This window comes from Geobacillus zalihae NBRC 101842 (genome assembly GCF_001544135.1).
Taxonomy (GTDB): Bacteria; Bacillota; Bacilli; order Bacillales; family Anoxybacillaceae; genus Geobacillus; species Geobacillus zalihae.
This window is the reverse complement of sequence record NZ_BCPV01000038.1, coordinates 1-21,060: the sequence shown is the minus strand read 5'-3', so window position 1 is coordinate 21,060 and position 21,060 is coordinate 1. Positions and strand designations below refer to the sequence as shown.

Annotated in this window: 18 protein-coding genes; 7 read left to right on the top strand and 11 right to left on the bottom strand. The window is 51.6% G+C overall.

What is annotated here, in order from left to right; genetic code table 11:
• Nucleotides 1–14: 14 nt before the first annotated feature.
• The 11 genes from GZ1_RS11415 to rpmH all read right to left on the bottom strand — a co-directional run bounded on the left by GZ1_RS11415 (nucleotide 15) and on the right by rpmH (nucleotide 9,966).
• Nucleotides 15–716 carry a DUF554 domain-containing protein gene (locus tag GZ1_RS11415; protein ID WP_033005544.1) on the bottom strand — a complete coding sequence of 234 codons (702 nt, stop codon included), beginning with the start codon at nucleotides 714–716 and terminating at the stop codon, nucleotides 15–17.
• Between the two features lie 54 nt (nucleotides 717–770).
• A complete protein-coding gene (locus GZ1_RS11410; protein WP_015376130.1) occupies nucleotides 771–1,640 on the bottom strand; it encodes a ParB/RepB/Spo0J family partition protein in 870 nt (289 codons plus the stop codon).
• On the bottom strand, nucleotides 1,633–2,394 hold the full coding sequence (locus GZ1_RS11405; protein ID WP_011232953.1) for a ParA family protein: 762 nt from the start codon (nucleotides 2,392–2,394) through the stop codon (nucleotides 1,633–1,635). The genes GZ1_RS11410 and GZ1_RS11405 overlap by 8 nt, the downstream gene beginning before the upstream one ends.
• Before the next feature lie 125 nt (nucleotides 2,395–2,519).
• Nucleotides 2,520–3,365, bottom strand: a complete 846-nt coding sequence (gene noc, locus GZ1_RS11400; RefSeq protein WP_011232954.1) for a nucleoid occlusion protein — start codon at nucleotides 3,363–3,365, stop codon at nucleotides 2,520–2,522.
• A gap of 159 nt (nucleotides 3,366–3,524) precedes the next feature.
• The gene (gene rsmG, locus GZ1_RS11395; RefSeq protein ID WP_011232955.1) at nucleotides 3,525–4,241 is read right to left on the bottom strand and encodes a 16S rRNA (guanine(527)-N(7))-methyltransferase RsmG; all 717 of its coding nucleotides are present in this window, start codon (nucleotides 4,239–4,241) and stop codon (nucleotides 3,525–3,527) included.
• 23 nt (nucleotides 4,242–4,264) lie between these two features.
• Nucleotides 4,265–6,154 (bottom strand): tRNA uridine-5-carboxymethylaminomethyl(34) synthesis enzyme MnmG, encoded by a 1,890-nt coding sequence (gene mnmG / locus GZ1_RS11390; RefSeq protein ID WP_011232956.1) that lies wholly within the window; start codon nucleotides 6,152–6,154, stop codon nucleotides 4,265–4,267.
• Nucleotides 6,155–6,172: 18 nt separating this feature from the next.
• Complete coding sequence (gene mnmE / locus GZ1_RS11385; RefSeq protein WP_011232957.1) at nucleotides 6,173–7,561, bottom strand: tRNA uridine-5-carboxymethylaminomethyl(34) synthesis GTPase MnmE; 1,389 nt, start codon at nucleotides 7,559–7,561, stop codon at nucleotides 6,173–6,175.
• A gap of 343 nt (nucleotides 7,562–7,904) precedes the next feature.
• Nucleotides 7,905–8,561: an RNA-binding cell elongation regulator Jag/EloR gene (jag, locus tag GZ1_RS11380; protein ID WP_011232958.1), complete on the bottom strand. Its 657-nt coding sequence runs from the start codon at nucleotides 8,559–8,561 to the stop codon at nucleotides 7,905–7,907.
• Nucleotides 8,558–9,322 (bottom strand): YidC family membrane integrase SpoIIIJ, encoded by a 765-nt coding sequence (gene spoIIIJ, locus GZ1_RS11375; RefSeq protein ID WP_011232959.1) that lies wholly within the window; start codon nucleotides 9,320–9,322, stop codon nucleotides 8,558–8,560. The genes jag and spoIIIJ overlap by 4 nt, the downstream gene beginning before the upstream one ends.
• Nucleotides 9,323–9,395: 73 nt before the next feature.
• Entirely contained in the window at nucleotides 9,396–9,761 is a 366-nt protein-coding gene (gene rnpA, locus GZ1_RS11370) for a ribonuclease P protein component (RefSeq protein ID WP_011232960.1), read from the bottom strand.
• A 70-nt stretch (nucleotides 9,762–9,831) separates the two neighbouring features.
• Nucleotides 9,832–9,966: a 50S ribosomal protein L34 gene (rpmH, locus tag GZ1_RS11365; protein WP_003253900.1), complete on the bottom strand. Its 135-nt coding sequence runs from the start codon at nucleotides 9,964–9,966 to the stop codon at nucleotides 9,832–9,834.
• Between the two features lie 478 nt (nucleotides 9,967–10,444).
• Between rpmH and dnaA the strand changes: the two genes are divergently transcribed.
• The 7 genes from dnaA (at nucleotide 10,445) to GZ1_RS11330 (ending at nucleotide 20,446) form a co-directional block, all read left to right on the top strand.
• Nucleotides 10,445–11,797 carry a chromosomal replication initiator protein DnaA gene (gene dnaA / locus GZ1_RS11360; protein WP_011229517.1) on the top strand — a complete coding sequence of 451 codons (1,353 nt, stop codon included), beginning with the start codon at nucleotides 10,445–10,447 and terminating at the stop codon, nucleotides 11,795–11,797.
• Nucleotides 11,798–11,969: 172 nt separating this feature from the next.
• Nucleotides 11,970–13,106, top strand: a complete 1,137-nt coding sequence (dnaN, locus tag GZ1_RS11355) for a DNA polymerase III subunit beta (protein ID WP_015373695.1) — start codon at nucleotides 11,970–11,972, stop codon at nucleotides 13,104–13,106.
• A gap of 188 nt (nucleotides 13,107–13,294) precedes the next feature.
• Nucleotides 13,295–13,525, top strand: a complete 231-nt coding sequence (yaaA, locus tag GZ1_RS11350; RefSeq protein WP_012820418.1) for a S4 domain-containing protein YaaA — start codon at nucleotides 13,295–13,297, stop codon at nucleotides 13,523–13,525.
• An 11-nt stretch (nucleotides 13,526–13,536) separates the two neighbouring features.
• Nucleotides 13,537–14,655, top strand: coding sequence for a DNA replication/repair protein RecF (gene recF / locus GZ1_RS11345; RefSeq protein WP_012820419.1), 1,119 nt, complete (start codon nucleotides 13,537–13,539; stop codon nucleotides 14,653–14,655).
• Between the two features lie 46 nt (nucleotides 14,656–14,701).
• On the top strand, nucleotides 14,702–16,624 hold the full coding sequence (gene gyrB / locus GZ1_RS11340; protein ID WP_014194553.1) for a DNA topoisomerase (ATP-hydrolyzing) subunit B: 1,923 nt from the start codon (nucleotides 14,702–14,704) through the stop codon (nucleotides 16,622–16,624).
• A 150-nt stretch (nucleotides 16,625–16,774) separates the two neighbouring features.
• Nucleotides 16,775–19,231 (top strand): DNA gyrase subunit A, encoded by a 2,457-nt coding sequence (gyrA, locus tag GZ1_RS11335; protein WP_011229522.1) that lies wholly within the window; start codon nucleotides 16,775–16,777, stop codon nucleotides 19,229–19,231.
• A gap of 147 nt (nucleotides 19,232–19,378) precedes the next feature.
• Entirely contained in the window at nucleotides 19,379–20,446 is a 1,068-nt protein-coding gene (locus tag GZ1_RS11330) for an HD-GYP domain-containing protein (protein WP_060788506.1), read from the top strand.
• Nucleotides 20,447–21,060: the final 614 nt, after the last annotated feature.

The following is a 21,060-nucleotide window of genomic DNA, read 5'->3' as shown; positions in this document are numbered from 1 at the left end:
AAAACAACCGGTCGTTAAACGAGTGAAAGAATGAAAACGGCGGCTGCCGTAATGAGAATGCTCGGCAGCAAATTGGCCACGCGAATGTTCGTCAAACCGAGCATATTGAGTCCAATGGCCATAATTAAAATACCTCCGGTCGCCGTTGATTCGGCGATGAACGAATCGAGCACTTCCTTCGGCACAAACCGTTCGATTTGCGTCGCCAACAGCGCGATGCTCCCCTCATAAACAACGACCGGCAAGGCGGAGAAGATGACGCCGATGCCGAGCGTCGTCGTCAAAATGACACTGGCAAAGCCGTCTAAAATCGATTTCGTATACAAGACGCTATGGTCGCCGCGCAGCCCGCTGTCAAGCGCTCCGACGATGGCCATCGCCCCGATGACAAACAACAACGTCGCGCTGACAAACCCTTTCGCGATGCTTCCTTGCCCGTTTCCGCTCACTTTCGCCTCGAGCCATTGACCGAGCTGGTTCAGCTTTTCCTCCCAGTTCCACCACTCCCCGAGAATGCCGCCGAAAACAAGGCTGAAAATAACAACGAGAAACTGTTCGCTTTTCATTCCCATTTGTATGCCAAGCAGCGCCACCGCAAGCCCAATCCCCCCCATCACCGTTTCCTTTACTCGCTCGGGGATGCGATGAAGCCATTTTCCAATCAACGCCCCGGCGATAATGCTCACTCCGTTGACAATCGTCCCTAACAACACCATGATGTCCAACCCTCTCTTGCAAAAAAATAAACCGGCCTTGATCAAAGGGCCGACTTACTCGTCGAACCGCACATCGAGCAGTTCTAATATTCTCTCTAAATCTTCCGGAGAAAAAAACTCAATTTCAATTTTTCCTCTTTTCCTCGTTTGTTTAATCGTGACGTTCGTCCCGAATTTTTCGCGCAGCAACGATTCGCTTTCCCGAATAAACACGCTTTTTTCCGGCGGTTTCCGCTTCGATGTTTCACGTGAAACATTTTCGTTCGCTTGTTGGATCAGTTTTTCAAGCTGGCGGACGTTCAACCCTTCGCGAATCGTCCGTTCCACGATCGATTTCATTTTGCTTTTTTGTTTCAGCCCTAAAAGCGCGCGGCCATGTCCCATCGAAAGTGTGCCGTCAATGAGCAGCTTTTGCACATCTAGAGGGAGGGACAACAAACGCAAATGATTAGCGATGTGCGGACGGCTCTTCCCAACACGGCTCGCGACTTCCTCCTGGGTTAAGTGCAGCTTGTCCATCAACATTTTGTACGCCATCGCTTCCTCGATCGGGTTCAAATCCTCGCGCTGCAAGTTTTCAAGAAGGGCGAATTCCATCATTTGCTCATCAGTCAACTCGCGCACCACGACCGGCACTGACGGCAAATTCGCCTCTTTGGCCGCCCGGTAGCGCCGTTCGCCAACGACGATTTCAAATCCGTTCGGTACACGGCGGACGATGAGCGGCTGCAAAATGCCGTGCTGCAAAATCGATTGCTTCAACTCCTCAATCGCCTCAGGCTGAAACGTTTTCCGCGGCTGGTACGGGTTGGGATGAAGGTCGTGAATGCTTACTTCCCGCACCGTTTCCTCTTTCCCATTCAATTCATTGAGAGAAAGGTTGTCAAACAGCGCACTGATGCCTTTGCCGAGACCTTTAGCCACGTTCAAGCACCTCCTTCGCCAGTTCCAAATACACTTCCGCCCCCCGCGATTTCACATCGTACAAAATGATCGGCTTGCCATGGCTTGGCGCCTCGCTCAGCCGCACGTTTCGCGGGATGATCGTCTGGTACACCTTTTCGCGGAAATACTTTTTGACTTCTTGAATGACCTGCAAGCCTAGATTCGTCCTTGCATCAAGCATCGTCAACAGAACGCCTTCGAGGCGCAAATCATAGTTTAAGTGCCGCTGCACAAGCCGGATCGTGTTAAGCAGCTGGCTGAGCCCTTCTAACGCATAATATTCGCATTGGACAGGGATGAGCACGGAATTGGCCGCTGTCAACGCGTTGAGCGTCAGCAAGCCGAGCGAAGGAGGACAGTCGATAATAATGAAGTCGTATTTGTCTTTCAGCGGCTCGATCGCGTTTCTCAGCCGGATTTCGCGGGAAATGACCGAGACGAGCTCAATTTCTGCGCCGGCGAGCTGGATCGTCGCTGGAATGACGTATAAATTTTCGATGTCCGTCGGTCGAATGACATCTTTTGCTTTCATGTCGCCAATGATGACATTGTAAATGCATTCGTCGACATCGCCTCGCTCAATGCCGATGCCGCTCGTCGCATTTCCTTGCGGATCGGCGTCAACAAGCAGCACTTTTTTTCCAAGATGCGCCAAACAGGCCGATAAATTGACCGCCGTCGTCGTTTTTCCAACTCCGCCTTTTTGGTTTGCAATAGCAATGACTTTTCCCACGATGCCACCTACCTCTATCTCTTCCTCAATCCATTTTATTTTAGCACGAAAACAGGAAAATGACTTTGTTTTCTGAAAGAAAAAACCCCATCAGCAGTGCTTGATGAGGCAAAAGGTGACTTTCGTTATTTTTTCGCGATTCGAATCGTAATTTGATAGTAGTCATCGAATTCTTCTTCTTCAGATTGGACGGACACCCCGCTGCTTTCGACCATGGAAAGCGACTGGCGGATCGTGTTGACGGCGATGCGCATATCGCGGCTGAACGCCTTTCGCTTCGGTTTTGGCTTCCGTTCCCCCGCCTCGAGCAGCTTTAACACCCGATCTTCCGTCTGCTTGACATTCAACTGTTTGTCGATGATTTCTTGCAGCAGTTTCAGCTGTTTTTCTTTATCTTTCAAGGCAATCAACGCGCGCGCATGACGTTCCGTAATCGCCCGTTGCAAGAGCGCCTCTTGCACCTCTTGCGGGAGTTTCAGCAGACGCAGCTTATTGGCGATCGTCGACTGTCCTTTGCCGAGCCGCTGAGCGAGCGCTTCTTGCGTCAAATCATGGAGCTCGATCAATTTGGCGTACGCCATCGCCTCTTCAATCGGCGTCAACTCTTCGCGCTGTAAGTTTTCAATGAGGGCGACGGAGGCGGTTTCTTTGTCATTTAAGTTTTTGATGATCGCGGGGATTTCCGTCCAGCCAAGCTTTTGCACCGCTCTCCATCTCCGCTCGCCGGCGATGATTTCAAACCGTCCGTTCCCGCATTCGCGGACGACGATCGGCTGGATGATGCCGTGCGTGCGGATCGTCAGCGCCAACTCGTCGATCTTCTCTTCATCAAACATCGTGCGCGGCTGAAAGCGGTTCGGAATAATGCTTTTGACCGGAATGTGGCGAACTTCCTCCCGCTCTTGCTTTTCCTCCATTTCTTCCTGTTCTTTTTCTCCAAAGCTGAACAAGCGCGAAAATGGATGTTTCATCCCCCTACACCACCTTTGGACATACTTGGCCAAAATGTCTCTGTCTCGCCCGGCATACGCCGCCTTACAGTCGGTTTTTTGGCGCGGGACGAAGGCGGGGAGCGAAACAGCTTGTTTCTCTCTTTCAGCCGGCAAAGCCCTCCCCCGCCCGCAAAGACGCTACTGAATCGGTTGTTTGTTCGGCGTTCCCGGTTTGCGCGGGTATTGGTTCGGCGTTTTTCTCATTTTTTGGATGAAAATGATCGTTCGTTCGCCTTCGTCAAACGGCAACGTGAACGTTTCCGTCGCCGTCACTTCTCCGCCAAGCACAGAAATCGCCTTGTTTCCCTCTTTCAGCTCCTCGAGCGCCGAAGCAGCTTTCATCGCAATGAATGTCCCGCCCATTTTCACGAGCGGAAGGCAAAGTTCGACAAGCACTGGCATGCGCGCCACCGCTCTGGCCGTGACGACGTCAAATGATTCGCGCATCCCCTTTTGACGGGCGAACGTCTCAGCGCGTTCGTGGTAAAGCGCCACGTCCGCAAGCCCGAGCTCGGTGATCAGATGCTCTAAAAAACGGATGCGTTTTTGCAGCGAATCAACGATGGAAACGCGCAAATGCGGAAAACAAATTTTGAGCGGAAGGCTCGGAAATCCCGCCCCGGATCCGACGTCGCAAAGCGCAAGCGGCGCTGAAAAGTCGTAGTAAAAAGCCGGGGACACCGAGTCGAAAAAGTGCTTCACATAGACGCCGGGCTTGTCCGTAATAGCGGTCAAATTCATTTTCTCGTTCCACTCAACGAGCAGTTCGTAATAGCGCTCAAACTGCGCAAGCGCCCGGGAAGAGAGGAGAATTCCCCTCTCTTCGAGCATGGTTTGAAATTGTGTCGCCTCCATAAGCCAATCCTTTCCCTCATTGTTTATTCATTCGACACGCGCGCGATTCTTCCTTGTTCCAAATACACTAATAATATCGAAATATCGGCCGGATTGACGCCGGAAATGCGCGACGCCTGGGCGATCGAAAGCGGGCGCACTTGTTTGAGCTTTTGCCGCGCCTCGGTTGCAAGCCCTTGGATGGCGTCGTAATCGATATCTTCCGGGATTTTTTTGTTTTCCATTTTTTTGAGCCGTTCGACTTCTTGCAACGATTTTTGGATGTAGCCCTCGTACTTGATTTGAATTTCGACTTGCTCAGCCACTTCCGGAGCGATCTCCTCGTCAGCCGGCGCCAGTTTTCGGATGTGCTCGTACGTCATCTCCGGGCGTCGGAGCAAATCGGCGGCGCGAATGCCGTCTTTCAGCTCGCTTCCACCCGCTTCACGGATGACTTCCTGCACTTTTGGCGTCGGTTTGATGATCACCGTTTGCAGCCGCTTTTTCTCCCGTTCGATCGCCTCTTTTTTCGCCAAAAATTTTTGATACCGCTCTTCGGAAATGAGACCGATCCGATAGCCGAGCTCGGTCAGGCGCAAATCGGCGTTGTCATGGCGAAGCAAAAGCCGGTACTCGGCACGCGACGTCAGCAGGCGGTACGGCTCATTCGTCCCTTTCGTCACCAAGTCGTCGATTAAAACGCCGATATAGGCATCCGAACGGCTTAAAATGATTTCTTCGCGGCCGAGCGCACGGTGGGCGGCGTTAATGCCGGCCATAATGCCTTGGCCCGCCGCTTCTTCATAGCCGGACGTGCCGTTGATTTGCCCTGCGGTATACAAGTTTTTCACAAGCTTCGTCTCGAGCGTCGGCCATAGTTGCGTCGGCACGATGGCATCATACTCGATCGCATAGCCAGCCCGCATGAGCTGCGCCTTCTCAAGTCCCGGGATCGTCTCGAGCAGCTTGCGCTGGATATGTTCCGGCAAACTTGTTGACAACCCTTGCACGTACACTTCTTCCGTTTCCCGCCCTTCCGGCTCGAGGAAAATTTGATGGCGCGGCTTATCGTGGAACCGGACGACTTTATCCTCGATCGATGGGCAATAGCGCGGCCCGGTTCCTTTGATCATGCCGGAGTACATCGGCGACAAGTGCAAGTTTTCATCGATGATGCGGTGTGTTTCCTCCGTCGTGTACGTCAGCCAGCACGGCAGCTGATCAGTGATGTATTTTGTCGTCTCGTACGAAAACGCCCGCGGCTCCTTGTCCCCCGGCTGAATTTCCGTTTTGCTGTAGTCGATCGTCCGGCTGTTGACGCGCGGCGGCGTGCCCGTTTTGAAGCGAACAAGCTCAAACCCAAGCTCTTCTAAATGCTCGGACAGCTTAATCGACGGTTGCTGGTTGTTCGGGCCGCTCGAATATTTAATGTCTCCGATGATGATTTCCCCGCGCAAAAACGTCCCGGTCGTAATGACGACCGCCTTGGCGTAATAATGCGCCCCCGTGTGAGTGATGACACCTTTGCAAACGCCGTCTTCGACGATCAGCCGCTCGACTTTTCCTTGCAGAAGCGTCAAATTTTCTTGATTTTCGAGTGTTTTTTTCATTTCCCGCTGGTACAGCACTTTATCGGCTTGCGCCCGAAGCGCGCGGACGGCTGGCCCTTTGCCGGTGTTTAGCATCCGCATTTGAATGTATGTTTTGTCAATGTTTTTTGCCATTTCCCCGCCGAGAGCGTCGATTTCGCGCACGACGATTCCTTTCGCCGGGCCGCCGATCGACGGGTTGCACGGCATGAACGCGATCATATCGAGGTTGAGCGTAATGACAAGCGTCTTCGCCCCGATGCGCGCCGAAGCTAATGCCGCTTCGCAGCCGGCATGGCCAGCGCCAACGACAATGACGTCATACGTTCCTCCATGGTAATCCATATGGCATTTCCTCCTCGCTTATTTTCCTAAACAAAACTGAGCAAACAGCTGATCAATCAAGCTTTCATGGACCGTATCACCAATGATTTCGCCAAGCAACTCCCATGCCCGGCGCAAATCGATTTGGACGAGATCAACCGGCATGCCGGCGTCAATGCCGGCCAAGGCATCCTCGATCGCTGTTTTCGCCTGCTCGAGCAAGGCGATATGGCGAGAGTTTGAAACGTACGTCAAATCGCCGGCTTCCAACTCACCCCCAAAAAACAGGTCAGCAATCGCCTTCTCCAGTTCATCAATTCCTTGTTCATGCAACAGGGATGTCCCCACGACCGGCCGGCCGGCCGCCAGCTCCTTGACCCGCTCCATATCGATCCGCCGGGGCAAATCGGTTTTATTCACAATGACGATGGCGTCCATTCCCTCGATCATGGCAAACAGCCGCTCGTCCTCTTCCGTCAGCGGTTCATGATAATTCAAAACGAGCAAAATTAAGTCGGCCCGCTTCAACATTTGCTGCGAGCGCTCGACGCCGATCCGTTCGACGACATCTTCGGTTTCGCGGATGCCAGCCGTATCGATCAAGCGAAGCGGTACGCCCCGGACGTTGACATATTCCTCGATGACGTCGCGCGTCGTCCCCGGAATATCGGTGACGATCGCCCGATTTTCATGGGCGAGCGCATTCAAAAGCGACGATTTGCCGACGTTCGGCCTCCCGATGATGACCGTTGCCAGCCCTTCGCGCAATATTTTTCCTTGTGCGGCGGTCGACAGCAGCTTTTCAATTTGCCCGCGCACATATTCCGCCTTTTCCCGCAAAAGGCGCGGCGTCATTTCTTCGACATCATCGTATTCCGGATAATCGATATTGACTTCAACATGTGCCAGCGTCTCCAAAATCGTCTGCCGCAACTCGCGAATCAATTTTGACAGGCGCCCTTCCATTTGCTGTAGGGCGACGTTCATCGCTCTGTCGGTTTTGGCGCGGATCAGGTCGATGACTGCCTCAGCTTGAGATAAATCGATGCGCCCATTTAAAAACGCCCGCTTCGTAAACTCCCCCGGCTCGGCGAGCCGCGCCCCGTTTGCCAGCACGAGCTGCAGCACCCGATTGACGGAAACAAACCCGCCATGGCAGTTGATCTCGACCACGTCCTCGCGCGTAAACGTCTTCGGTGCGCGCATAACTGATACCATTACTTCTTCAACGACCCGTCCGCTTTTCGGATCGATGATATGCCCGTAGTGGATCGTGTGCGATGGAACGTCTTTGAGCCGCTTTCCGCTCGGGCTGCGGAAAAGCCGGTCAGCGATCTCAACCGCTTGATCTCCGCTCAACCGAACGATGGCAATCGCCCCTTCGCCCATCGGCGTCGAAATGGCGGCGATCGTATCAAATTCCGTCAAAGCTGTTCACCTCTCTTTACTCCGCTTTCTCTATATCCACAGCCCGTTTTGGCCGCTTTTTTTCCTTGTGCATATTCACTTAGTTCAATTTTAACTTATCCACATGTGAATAACAATACGGCGCGCTCAACGCGGTTGTTGAAAAATATAAGCGGCGGCCGTCAAAAAAGTTGGTGGAAACTAGTGATTGCTTCACAATCATCTGGACGGATAGGCAAAAAAGAGCGTTGCTGCGCTGTTTCCCCATTTGAAGAAGCTCTTGCTGGAGCGTTTCCCCCCATTTCCATCGCCAATCTTCCAGGCGGCGCCAATCCCGTAAAAAAAGAGGCCGCCTCTCTACAGTTTAGCGAGGCGCCTCTTTTTTCGGCGACATTTTGCCTGTTTTCGGAGCGACGACAATCGAACGGTGCGGATCAACGCCAACGGAATAGGTCAAGACGTGCTTGTTGTCAGCCAGCGCTGCATGGATGATCTTCCGTTCATGCGCCGGCAACGGCTCCAACCTTACTTCTTTTCCCGTCTTCACCGCCCGGGCGGCCAGCTTGTGCGCCAGTTCGATCAGCGCCTTTTCCCTTCGTTCGCGGTAATTTTCGACATCGACGGCAATCGACACGTATTCGTCAGCATGGCGGTTGGCGACGAGCTGCGCCAAAAACTGAAGAGCGTTTAACGTTTGCCCGTGCTTGCCGATCAATAGACCGACCGGCCCCCCGTGCACATGAAGCGTCACCTGCTTGCCGCGGCGGACGGCTTCGATGCTTGCCCCTTCCGCCCCCATTTGCGCGATGACTTGCTGCAAAAAGCGAACCGTCTCCTCAACCGGGTCGATTTTCAGCACGGCTTTCACAACCGCCGGCCGGCCGCCAAACAAGCCAAACCAACCTCTTTTCCCTTCATCGAGCACAACAATAACCGCACGCTCTCGAGGAACGCCAAGCTGCGCGAGCGCCAACTGCACCGCCTCTTCGACTGTCCGGGCAGTCGCGGTCACTTCTTTCACTTTTTCGCTCCTCCTGAATGGGCGGCAATCTCCGGCCCTTTAATGAGATACGTTTGCACAATGGAGAAAATATTTCCGACGACCCAGTAAAGCGACAAAGCAGCTGGGAAGTTGATCGCGAAAATGACGATCATAATCGGCATCATCCAAAGCATCATCGCCATTTGCGGGTTTTGCTGAGCGGAGCCGGCCATCATGATTTTCTGCTGGATGAACGTCGTCACGCCGGCAATGACCGGCAAAATGTAGTACGGGTCTTTTTCGCCAAGGTCAAACCATAAAAAATTATGTTGGGCAATTTCTCTCGTCCGCATGATGGCATGGTAAAATCCAATTAAAATCGGCATCTGGATCAAAATCGGGAAGCAGCCGGCCATTGGGTTGACGCCGTGCTTTTGGAATAAGAGCATCATCTCTTGCTGGAGCTTTTGTTGAGTTTGCGCGTCTTTTGAGCTGTATTTTTTGCGGAGCGCTTCAATTTCCGGCTGAAGCGCTTGCATCGCCTTCGCGTTGCGCGTCTGTTGAATCATCAGCGGCAAAATCAATAAGCGGATCAAAATGGTGACGACAATGATGGACAACCCAAAGCTTCCGCCGAGCAGCCCGGCGACATATTTGATCAGCCAAGAAAGCGGATAAACGATATACTCGTTCCAAAACCCCTTGCTTTCCGGGGTGATCGGTTTGTGAATTTCCGTGCATCCGGCCAGCACAGCCGCTAACGCACCGAACAAAATGATGAATCTGATTCGCCTTTTCACCTTCTTTTTCCTCCCACATATACAAGTTCACGTATGTATTTTACCATCTTTTTTTGCCGCGTGGAGCATTTTTTCAAGCCGAATGCGACGGTTGGCCTCCTTTTTTCAGCCCTCCGGATTTCCGGAGCACATGGATTAAACTTTTTTTTACTTCCGCATAATTCATCTCCGCCACCGGCTGCCTAGCGATCACGACATAATCTTTGCCAGGGGCAATCTCCTCTTTCAATTCGAGGAAGCATTGGCGGATGTAGCGCTTGATTCGATTTCGGACGACAGCCTTGCCGAGTTTTTTGCTGACAGACAGCCCGATGCGAAAATAAGGCTGCTCCGGGCGGTCAAGCGTGTAGATGACAAACTGGCGGTTGGCCGTTGAAGCGCCCCTCTGAAACACTTCCTGGAACTCTTCGTTTTTCTTGATCCGATACTTTTTTTTCATTCTCCCCAAACACTCCATTTCCCGGCGGCAAAATATTGAGAAAAAAGACCACTGAAACTTCAGTGGCCTATTATGCAGACAAAACTTTTCTTCCTTTGCGGCGGCGGCGCGCCAACACTTTTCTGCCGTTTCTCGTGCTCATGCGCGCGCGGAATCCGTGCACTTTGCTTCGTTTCCGTCTATTCGGTTGATACGTCCGTTTCATCTATGACACCTCCCTAGGGAATAACAGTTACGGGCAGTCTTTCTCATTATATTGAACAATCTTAGCAAATGTCAACCGCCTCTTCGTTTTTCCAACTTTGATCAGCGCTGTGGATAAATTTTTTCTCCCTATCAACAATCCACAACATTTATCGACATTTTTTTCACATGTTCAATGGTGTGGATAATGATTTTTTCACACCCTGTCCATTTTGTGGATAATCAAAAAAATCCCGTTGCAACAAGCCGCTTTATTTGCTATTATTATTGTGTTTTCACTATGGATAATTATGTGGATAAGATGAGTCTATCCACATTTTGTGGATAGATTGTGGATAGTTTTTTCACAACGCGTTAATAATGTTACCCACAGATGGTGGATTTTGTCGAAAAGCTTCTTTATTTCCTTAATATGCTTTTTCCACAAACTTATTTTTTTAAACAAACGATCATCCTCTGACTTAAGGGAGGGGCAACGGGTGGAAAATATCCATGACTTATGGGATCGCGTGCTCGCGGAGATTGAACAAAAAATCAGCAAGCCGAGCTTTGAAACTTGGCTCAAGTCAACAAAAGCCCACTCTTTACGAGGTGACACGCTCGTCATCGTAGCCCCGAACGAGTTTGCTAGAGATTGGCTTGATTCTCGCTACTCTCATTTGATTGCGGAAACGATCTACACCATCACGGGCGAAGAATTGGCCGTCAAGTTTATCATTCCGCCAAATCAGGATGATGAAGAACTAGAGTTCCAGTCATCTAAGAAAAAGCAACGGAAACCGTATGAAGAGACAAACGATTTCCCACAAAGCATGTTAAATCCGAAATACACGTTCGATACGTTTGTCATCGGCTCCGGCAACCGGTTCGCCCATGCCGCTTCATTGGCGGTCGCTGAGGCTCCGGCCAAAGCATACAACCCCTTGTTTATCTATGGCGGCGTCGGACTTGGAAAAACACACTTAATGCACGCGATCGGCCATTACGTGATTGAACATAACCCATCGGCGAAAGTGGTCTATTTATCTTCAGAGAAGTTTACGAATGAGTTTATTAACGCCATCCGAGACAACCGCCCTGACGACTTTCGCAACAAGTACCGGAACGTTGACGTCCTACTGATCGATGATATTCAGTTTTTGGCCGGAAAAGAACAAACGCAAGAAGAATTTTTCCATACGTTTAATACGCTGCACGAGGAGAGCAAGCAAATCGTCATCTCAAGCGATCGACCGCCGAAAGAAATCCCAACACTCGAAGACCGCTTGCGTTCGCGCTTTGAGTGGGGGCTCATCACCGACATTACGCCGCCTGATTTGGAGACGCGGATCGCTATCCTCCGCAAAAAGGCGAAGGCGGAGGGGTTTGACATTCCAAACGAGGTAATGCTTTATATCGCCAATCAAATTGACTCGAACATCCGCGAGCTTGAGGGCGCTCTCATTCGCGTCGTCGCTTATTCGTCGCTCATCAACAAAGAGATCACCGCTGACTTGGCAGCAGAGGCATTGAAAGACATCATCCCGAGCGCAAAGCCGAAGGTAATCACGATTCAAGACATTCAGCGCGTTGTTGGACAGCATTTCAACATCAAGATGGAAGATTTTAAAGCGAAAAAGCGAACAAAATCGGTCGCGTTCCCTCGGCAAATTGCCATGTATCTCTCCCGCGAACTGACCGACTGTTCGTTGCCGAAAATCGGCGATGAATTTGGGGGACGCGATCATACAACCGTCATCCACGCCCATGAAAAAATATCAAAGCTTTTGCAAACCGATACGCAGCTGCAAAGGCATATACAAGAGATTCAAGAAAAGCTGAAGCAACTGTGAACAACTGTCTCAGTTTTATGCACAGCTTATCCACATGTGGACAGGCTGTGCTTGCTTCGCTTTTTTTGTTTATCCACATACTAACAAGCCATACGACTAGTACTACGGTTTTTGTTTTTATATTTTCATAATTTATTTCCGACGATCTAAAGAAACAGGGAGGAACAGCAACGTGAACATTTCCATTGACCGCGAAGCGTTGGCCAAGAGCGTCCAAGACGTGATGAAAGCCGTATCGACAAGAACGACGATTCCGATTTTGACCGGAATCAAACTAACAGCAACCGCCTCGGGAGTAACGCTGACCGGAAGCGATTCCGACATTTCAATTGAATCGTTTATTCCGCTTGAAAAAGAAGGCAAGTTGCTCGTTGATGTGAAAAGACCGGGGAGCATCGTACTGCAGGCGCGCTTTTTCTCTGAAATCGTGAAAAAACTGCCGCAACAAACGGTGGAAATCGAAACGGAAGACAACTTTTTGACGATCATCCGCTCGGGGCACTCAGAATTCCGCCTTAATGGGCTAAACGCCGACGAATATCCGCGCCTGCCGCAAATTGAAGAAGAAAACGTGTTTCAAATCCCGGCTGATTTATTGAAAACCGTGATTCGGCAAACGGTATTCGCCGTTTCTACATCGGAAACGCGCCCAATCTTGACAGGTGTCAACTGGAAAGTTGAACATGGCGAGCTTGTCTGCACAGCGACCGACAGTCATCGCTTAGCCATGCGCAAAGTGAAAATTGAGTCGGAAAATGAAGTATCATACAACGTCGTCATCCCTGGAAAAAGTCTTAATGAGCTCAGCAAAATTTTGGATGACGGCAACCACCCGGTGGACATCGTCATGACAGCCAATCAAGTGCTATTTAAGGCCGAGCACCTTCTCTTCTTTTCCCGGCTGCTTGACGGCAACTATCCGGAGACGGCCCGCTTGATTCCAACAGAAAGCAAAACGACCATGATCGTCAATGCAAAAGAGTTTCTGCAGGCAATCGACCGAGCGTCCTTGCTTGCTCGAGAAGGAAGGAACAACGTTGTGAAACTGACGACGCTTCCTGGAGGAATGCTCGAAATTTCTTCGATTTCTCCGGAGATCGGGAAAGTGACGGAGCAGCTGCAAACGGAGTCTCTTGAAGGGGAAGAGTTGAACATTTCGTTCAGCGCGAAATATATGATGGACGCGTTGCGGGCGCTTGATGGAACAGACATTCAAATCAGCTTCACTGGGGCCATGCGGCCGTTCCTGTTGCGCCCGCTTCATACCGATTCGATGCTTCAGCTCATTTTGCCGGTGAGAACATATTGACCCACCGCCCTCCTATTGGCGAAAACCATTCAGCTTCAAGGGCAAAAGCCGCCCGACAACGCTGCTTTTTCTCAAGTCCGATGAGAAGGCGGGCAACATCTATGCCCATCCTTCTCATCGGCTTTCTTTGCGAGTGGGCGGATTTTCCGGTAAAATAAAAGAATAGGCAGTTTGAAGGAAAGCGAGCGATGACACGGATGGAACAACGGGTGACGATTACAACGGAAACGATTACGCTGGGGCAGCTTTTGAAACTTGTGCGATTGATCGATACTGGCGGTGCGGCCAAATGGTTTTTGCAGGAACATCACGTGCTTGTCAATGGAGAACGGGAAAACCGGCGCGGGCGAAAGCTGAGAGACGGCGACCGGATCGACATTGAACCGTTTGGCACGTTCGTCGTCGTAAAAGCGGAGTAGGTGAAGGTTCGGTGTTTTTGACCAACTTAACGTTGACGAATTACCGGAATTATGAGTATGAAACGCTGAATTTCGGCGAGGGCGTGAACGTCATCTTAGGAGAAAATGCCCAAGGAAAGACGAACATGATGGAGGCCATTTATGTTTTGGCTATGGCGAAGTCGCACCGCACGTCCAACGATAAAGACCTTATCCGTTGGAATGAAGAGTATGCTAAAATAGAAGGAAGAGCGGAAAAACGAAGCGGGTCGTTAACGCTTGAGTTGCTTATTTCAAAAAAAGGAAAAAAAGCAAGATGCAACCATATTGAACAGCAACGGCTCAGCCAATACGTCGGCCATTTGAATGTCGTCATGTTCGCTCCCGAAGACTTGAATTTAGTCAAGGGAAGTCCGCAAGTGCGGCGCCGATTTGTCGATATGGAAATCGGGCAAGTGTCGCCTGTGTATATACATGATTTGAGCCAATACCAAAAGCTGCTGCAACAACGCAATCATTACTTAAAAATGATGCAGGCGCGCGAGCGGAGCGATGAGGCGGTTCTTGATGTGTTAACTGAGCAGCTTGTATTGCTGGCGGCCAAAATTACGCTGCGGCGCCGCCAGTTTTTGTCGCTGCTTGAGCAATGGGCGATGCCAATCCACTATGAAATCAGCCGCGGCGCCGAACAGCTTTGCATCCGATACGAACCGTCGGTCGACGTATCAGAAAAGGCGGAATTGTCGAGAATAGTAGAAGCATACAGTGAAACGTTCGCCGCCATGAGGGAACGGGAAGTTCTGCGGGGAACAACGTTGGTCGGCCCGCATCGCGATGACATCGCGTTTTTCGTGAATGGAAAAAACGTGCAAACTTTCGGTTCCCAGGGGCAACAACGTACAACCGCGCTAGCGGTCAAGCTGGCAGAACTTGAGCTCATCTTTTCCGAGTTAGGCGATTACCCCATTTTATTGCTGGATGATGTGTTGTCAGAACTTGATGACTTTCGGCAAACCCACCTCCTTGATGCCATCCGGAAAAAAGTGCAAACTTTTGTCACAACAACAAGCATTGACGGCATTAAGCACGATATCATTCAAGAAGCGGCTATTTATCGAGTCCATTCTGGTTCGGTAACCGCTCCTTCTTGACCGCGAGACCGTTGAACGTTTGCAAAGAAAGCGTAGGTGATCAGGCATGACAATGGAACAACGGGTTGAGCAGACGTACGATGCAAGCCAAATCCAAGTGCTTGAAGGCCTTGAAGCGGTCCGCAAGCGCCCGGGGATGTACATCGGCTCGACGGGGCCGAAAGGACTGCACCATCTCGTTTGGGAAATCGTCGACAACAGCATCGACGAGGCGTTGGCGGGCTATTGCACAAACATCGATGTGACGATCGGCAAAGACAACAGCATCACCGTCGCCGACAACGGGCGTGGCATTCCGGTTGACATTCACGAGGCGACCGGGCGTCCCGCCGTCGAAGTCATTATGACCGTCCTTCATGCCGGTGGGAAATTTGGCGGAGGGGGCTATAAAGTGTCCGGCGGCTTGCACGGCGTTGGCGCTTCGGTCGTCAACGCCTTATCGGAATGGCTCGAAGTTTACGTCTATCGGGATGGAAAAATCCATTACCAGCGGTACGAGCGCGGAGAACCGTGCACCGACTTGCAAGTCATCGGCGAGACAGACCGGACCGGAACGACGACCCGTTTTAAGCCGGACCCGGAAATTTTCACTGAGACGACCGAATTTGACTATGAAACGCTGGCCACTCGGTTGCGTGAGCTCGCCTTTCTAAATCGCGGCTTAAAAATCACGCTGACGGACGAACGGGTTGACAGCCGAAAAAACGAATATGTTTACGAAGGCGGCATTCGTTCATACGTCCGTCATTTGAACCGAACACGAGAAGTGCTGCACGAAGAGCCAATTTATATCGCTGGCGAGCGTGACGGCATTGCCGTAGAAATCGCCTTGCAGTACAACGACGGCTATACGAGCAATATTTATTCGTTTGTCAACAACATTCATACGCATGAAGGCGGCACACATGAATCTGGCTTTAAAATGGCGCTGACGCGCATTATCAATGATTACGCTCGCAAGCAGCAAATTTTTAAAGAAAACGACACGAATTTGACTGGCGAAGATGTGCGCGAAGGGCTGACGGCCATCGTGTCGATCAAGCATCCATCGCCGCAGTTTGAAGGGCAAACGAAAACGAAGCTCGGCAACAGCGATGCGCGCACGGTGACCGACGCTGTCTTTTCCGAACAATTTGAAACGTTTTTGCTTGAAAATCCGACGATTGCCCGAAAAATCGTCGAAAAAGGCATGATGGCGGCGCGGGCGCGGCTGGCGGCGAAAAAAGCGCGCGAACTGACGCGGCGCAAAAGTGCGCTTGAAATTTCCAATTTGCCGGGCAAACTGGCTGACTGTTCGTCAAGAGACCCGTCGATCAGCGAGCTGTACGTCGTCGAGGGCGATTCGGCCGGCGGCTCCGCGAAACAAGGGCGCGACCGCCATTTCCAAGCGATTTTGCCGCTGCGCGGGAAAATCCTTAACGTGGAAAAAGCGCGCTTGGACAAAATTTTGTCGAACAATGAGGTGCGGGCGATTATTACCGCCCTTGGCACGGGCATTGGCGAAGAGTTTGACATCTCAAAGGCGCGTTACCATAAGGTCATCATCATGACCGACGCCGATGTTGACGGGGCCCATATTCGCACGCTTCTTTTAACATTTTTTTACCGTTATATGCGGGAATTGATTGAACACGGCTACATTTATATCGCTCAGCCGCCGCTGTATAAAATCGAGCAGGGAAAACAGGTGCGTTATGCTTACAACGACCGCCAGCTTGAGAAAATCCTTGCCGAGCTGCCGGACCAGCCAAAACCGACGATTCAACGCTATAAAGGACTGGGCGAAATGAATCCGGAGCAACTTTGGGAAACGACGATGAATCCGGAAACGAGAACGTTGCTGCAAGTGAGCTTGCAAGACGCCATTGACGCAGATGAAACGTTTGAAATTTTAATGGGCGATAAAGTTGAGCCGCGCCGCCAGTTCATCGAAGAAAATGCCCGTTATGTGAAAAACTTGGACATTTAGGATAAAAAAAGAGGGAATCAGCCGCCCTCCTCGCTTCACCTTGCCGACGGGGACACCCGGCGCGCGAGCGAAGCGGCGCCCGCCGTCCGTCCGCGTCCGCCTGGCCGGGCGGTCCGGACTGGAGGAGGTTTCAAAGGGAGGTTTGAACGAATGGCAGAACACGAACAACCGCGCATCCGCGAAGTGAACATCAGCCAGGAAATGCGTTCTTCGTTTCTTGACTATGCGATGAGCGTCATCGTTTCGCGCGCCCTGCCGGACGTGCGCGACGGGCTGAAGCCGGTGCATCGCCGCATTTTATATGCCATGCACGACCTCGGCATGACTGCCGATAAACCGTATAAAAAGTCGGCTCGCATCGTCGGCGAAGTGATCGGGAAATATCATCCGCACGGGGATGCCGCCGTGTATGACACGATGGTGCGCATGGCGCAAGATTTCAACTACCGCTACATGCTTGTCGACGGACATGGCAACTTCGGATCGATTGACGGCGACGCGGCAGCAGCGATGCGCTACACGGAAGCGCGCATGTCGAAAATCGCCATGGAGCTTTTGCGCGATATCAACAAAGACACGATTGACTATCAAGACAACTATGACGGTTCGGAAAAAGAACCGGTCGTGCTGCCGTCCCGGTTTCCTAATTTGCTTGTCAACGGTTCATCCGGCATCGCTGTCGGAATGGCGACGAACATTCCGCCGCACCAGCTTGGCGAAGTGATTGATGCCTTGTTGGCATTAAGCCAAAATCCGGAGATGACGGTTGCCGATTTGATGGAATACATCCCAGGACCTGACTTTCCAACCGCTGGACAAATTATCGGCCGCAGCGGCATCCGCAAGGCGTACGAAACGGGTCGCGGCTCCATTACATTGCGCGCCAAGGCCGAAATCGAGCAGCAGCCAAACGGCAAGGAAACGATCATTGTGACCGAGCTCCCTTACCAAGTAAACAAGGCGAAACTGATCGAGCGGATCGCCGAACTTGTGCGCGACAAAAAAATTGACGGCATCACCGACTTGCGCGACGAGTCGGATCGGAGCGGCATGCGCATCGTTATCGAAGTGCGGCGCGATGCCAACGCGAAGGTTGTGTTGAACAATTTGTACAAACATACGGCATTGCAAACGAGTTTTGGCATCAACATGCTTGCTTTGGTAAACGGCGAGCCGAAAGTGCTGAACTTAAAAGAGTGTTTGGAGCATTATTTAAACCATCAAAAAACCGTCATCCGCCGGCGGACGGCGTTTGAGCTGAAAAAAGCCGAGGCGCGTGCTCACATTCTGGAAGGGTTGCGCATCGCCCTTGACCATTTGGATGAAGTGATCGACCTCATCCGCCGCTCACAGACAACGGAGGCGGCGCGCGAAGGGCTGATGGCGCGGTTCTCACTCAGTGAACGGCAAGCGCAGGCGATTTTGGATATGCGCCTGCAACGGTTAACCGGCCTTGAGCGGGAAAAAATCGAACAAGAATACCAAGACCTTGTCCGTCTGATCGCAGAACTGAGAGGCGTATTGGCCGACGAAGAGAAAGTATTGCAAATCATTCGCGATGAACTGAGCGAAATTAAGGAGCGGTTCAACGATGAGCGGCGCACGGAAATCGTTTCAGGAGCCGTTGAGCAGTTCGATGACGAGGATTTAATTCCACAAGAGCATGTCGTCATCACGCTTACTCATAAAGGCTACATCAAGCGCTTGCCTTTATCGACGTACCGGAGCCAAAAACGCGGCGGACGGGGCGTGCAAGGCATGCATACGGCGGAAGACGATTTTGTCGAACATTTGCTCATTACGTCGACTCATGACACCGTGCTGTTTTTCACGAATAAAGGGAAAGTATATCAGGCAAAAGGCTACGAGATTCCGGAATTCGGCCGCACAGCCAAAGGGCTGCCCATCATCAACTTGCTTGAGCTCGATAAAGATGAGTGGATCAACGCCATGATTCCGATTGAAAGCGAGTTTAGCGATGAACGCTACCTCGTGTTTGCGACAAAGCAAGGAATTGCCAAACGTTCCCCGCTTTCAGCGTTCGCCCATATTCGCAACAACGGGCTTATCGCCATCCATTTGCGCGAAGGGGATGAACTGATTTCTGTCCGGCTGACGGATGGCAAAAAGCATTTGATCATCGGTACGAAAAACGGCATGCTCATCCGTTTTCCGGAAACCGACGTGCGGGCGATGGGCCGCAGCGCGACTGGAGTCAAAGCGATCACGCTTGATGACGGGGATGAAGTAGTTGGCATGGAAATTTTAGAAGACCATCATGATGTGCTTGTCGTCACGAAAAAAGGGTTCGGCAAGCGCACTCCGGCCTCGGAATACCGCGTGCAAAGCCGCGGGGGCAAAGGATTGAAAACGTGCAACGTCACGGATAAAAACGGTCCTGTCGTTGCGGTGACAACCGTCGTCGGCAATGAAGACGTCATGGTGATCACGACCGGCGGCGTGCTCATTCGCATTGCCGTCAGCGATATTTCTCGGACGGGAAGAATCGCCCAAGGCGTTAAGCTCATTCGCCTCTCTGGCGAAGATGGGCATGAGTGCGTCGCTACGGTGGCGAAAGTGCCTGAGGAAGAAAGGGACGAGGAATAAAGAAGAAGATCATTCAGCCTAACGGAAACGGCGCTTCGCCTATAGGCGCGGGGCGTCGTTTTTCTGTTTCAAAAGCCTGCCATCGCGGCCAAAATCATGTTACGATAGAAATACAGAGAAAAAAAAAGACAAAGGGGGCACTAATCGATGGTCCGTGTGAAACGCTCCCAGCTTCGCGAAGGATGCGTGCTCGCTGAAGATGTGCTCGGCAAGACGAAACGTCCAATTATACCGAAAAACACCGTGATCACGAAACCGTTGCTACTCGTACTTGAAAAATTCCTCGTTGAGGAAGTGGACGTTGAACCATTGCTTGCTAACGGTGAACCATTTCCCAACGTCGATTCCGCATCAACGGCGGTTGCCAAACAGCCGATGGCTTTCTACTTAGAGGCGGTCCAACGATACAAAACATGGTTTCAATCGTGGCAAGCCGGTTTGCCGGTTGATATCGGCGAAATCAGAGGGGTCATCATTTCGCTTTTTGAACGAATGGCGGGCCAAAAACGGGAGTTGCTTATGTTGCATCATTACGCAACAAAGGACGAATATTTGCACCATCATGCCGTCAGCGTCGGGCTGCTCGCGGGCTTTTTGGCCATGCAGCTTGGATACAGCGAAGGGGAATGCCACCAAATCGCCCTTGCCGGTGTGCTAGCAGACTGTGGCATGGCGAAAGTAAGTAAGAGAATTTTGACAAATCCGTCGGCGCTCACTGAAGCCGAGTTCAATGAAGTAAAGCAGCACCCTGTCTTCAGCTACCGCATGGTGCAAAAAATCCCTGCGCTAAACCATGGGGCAAAACTTGCTGTGTTGCAACATCATGAACGAAATGACGGCAGCGGCTACCCGCTCGGAGTAAAAGCAGAAAGAATTCACCCTTACAGCCAGATCGTCGCCGTCGCTGATGTCTACCATGCCATGACTTCAGAACGGTTATACCGTCGCAAACAGTCGCCGTTTCGGGCCGTTGAAACGATGCAAAGGGAGCAGTTCGGCAAACTGAGTACAGAAGCTGTCGCCGCGCTGGTGAACAATCTCATCGGCCTACAAACAGGAGCTGTCGTCAAACTCTCCAACGGCGAAATGGCTGAAGTGATGTTTATTCCTTCGGACGAGCCAGCCCGGCCGATCGTCAAGATCATCGAAACCGGACAGTTGCTGTCACTAAGCGTTCAGCGGGACATATATATCGAGGAAATGGCGCAAGGTTGATCAGTGTCAGTTCCAAAAAAATACTATTGCCTAAACAACATCCACATGATACAATCAACATTGCTTGTGACGGTAAAGAAATAAAAAAGTTGTTGACTTTTCGTTGTCCATGGGTTATTATTTAATAGCTGTCATCATTAAGGGACAGCGAAAAAGTTCCTTGAAAACTAAACAAAACGCAAGCGTCATAAGAAAAGCGGAGGCGCCGTAATTTCGCCTAAAGGCAGCCTGCGTCCTGCGGGCAACGGCGAAATATCGCCATCCTGGCGATCTCGAAGCCAAATGTTCTTCACCCTTAGTGGTGCTTGCACCCCGAGGGGGAAGGTGATTTGGCAGAAGAGAGCGAGGCGCCGAAGCTGGACAATACGGAAAAGCTGAGGCTCGCGGGTCGCCGCGATGGGCAAATGTTCTTCGCCTGCAGGGATTTACAATCCCGAAGGCGAAGGTTATTTGACCCCGAGCGGCGGCGGGCCGAAGCTGGACAATGCGAAAAGCTGAGGCCGCTTGCCTATCGGCGAAACGCGCTGAGAGGCCCGCGAGCGGGCTTAGCCCGCCGCAGCGGGACACGAAGCGTCGCGAGCCGATAGCGGCCGAAGCTGGACAATGCGAAAAGC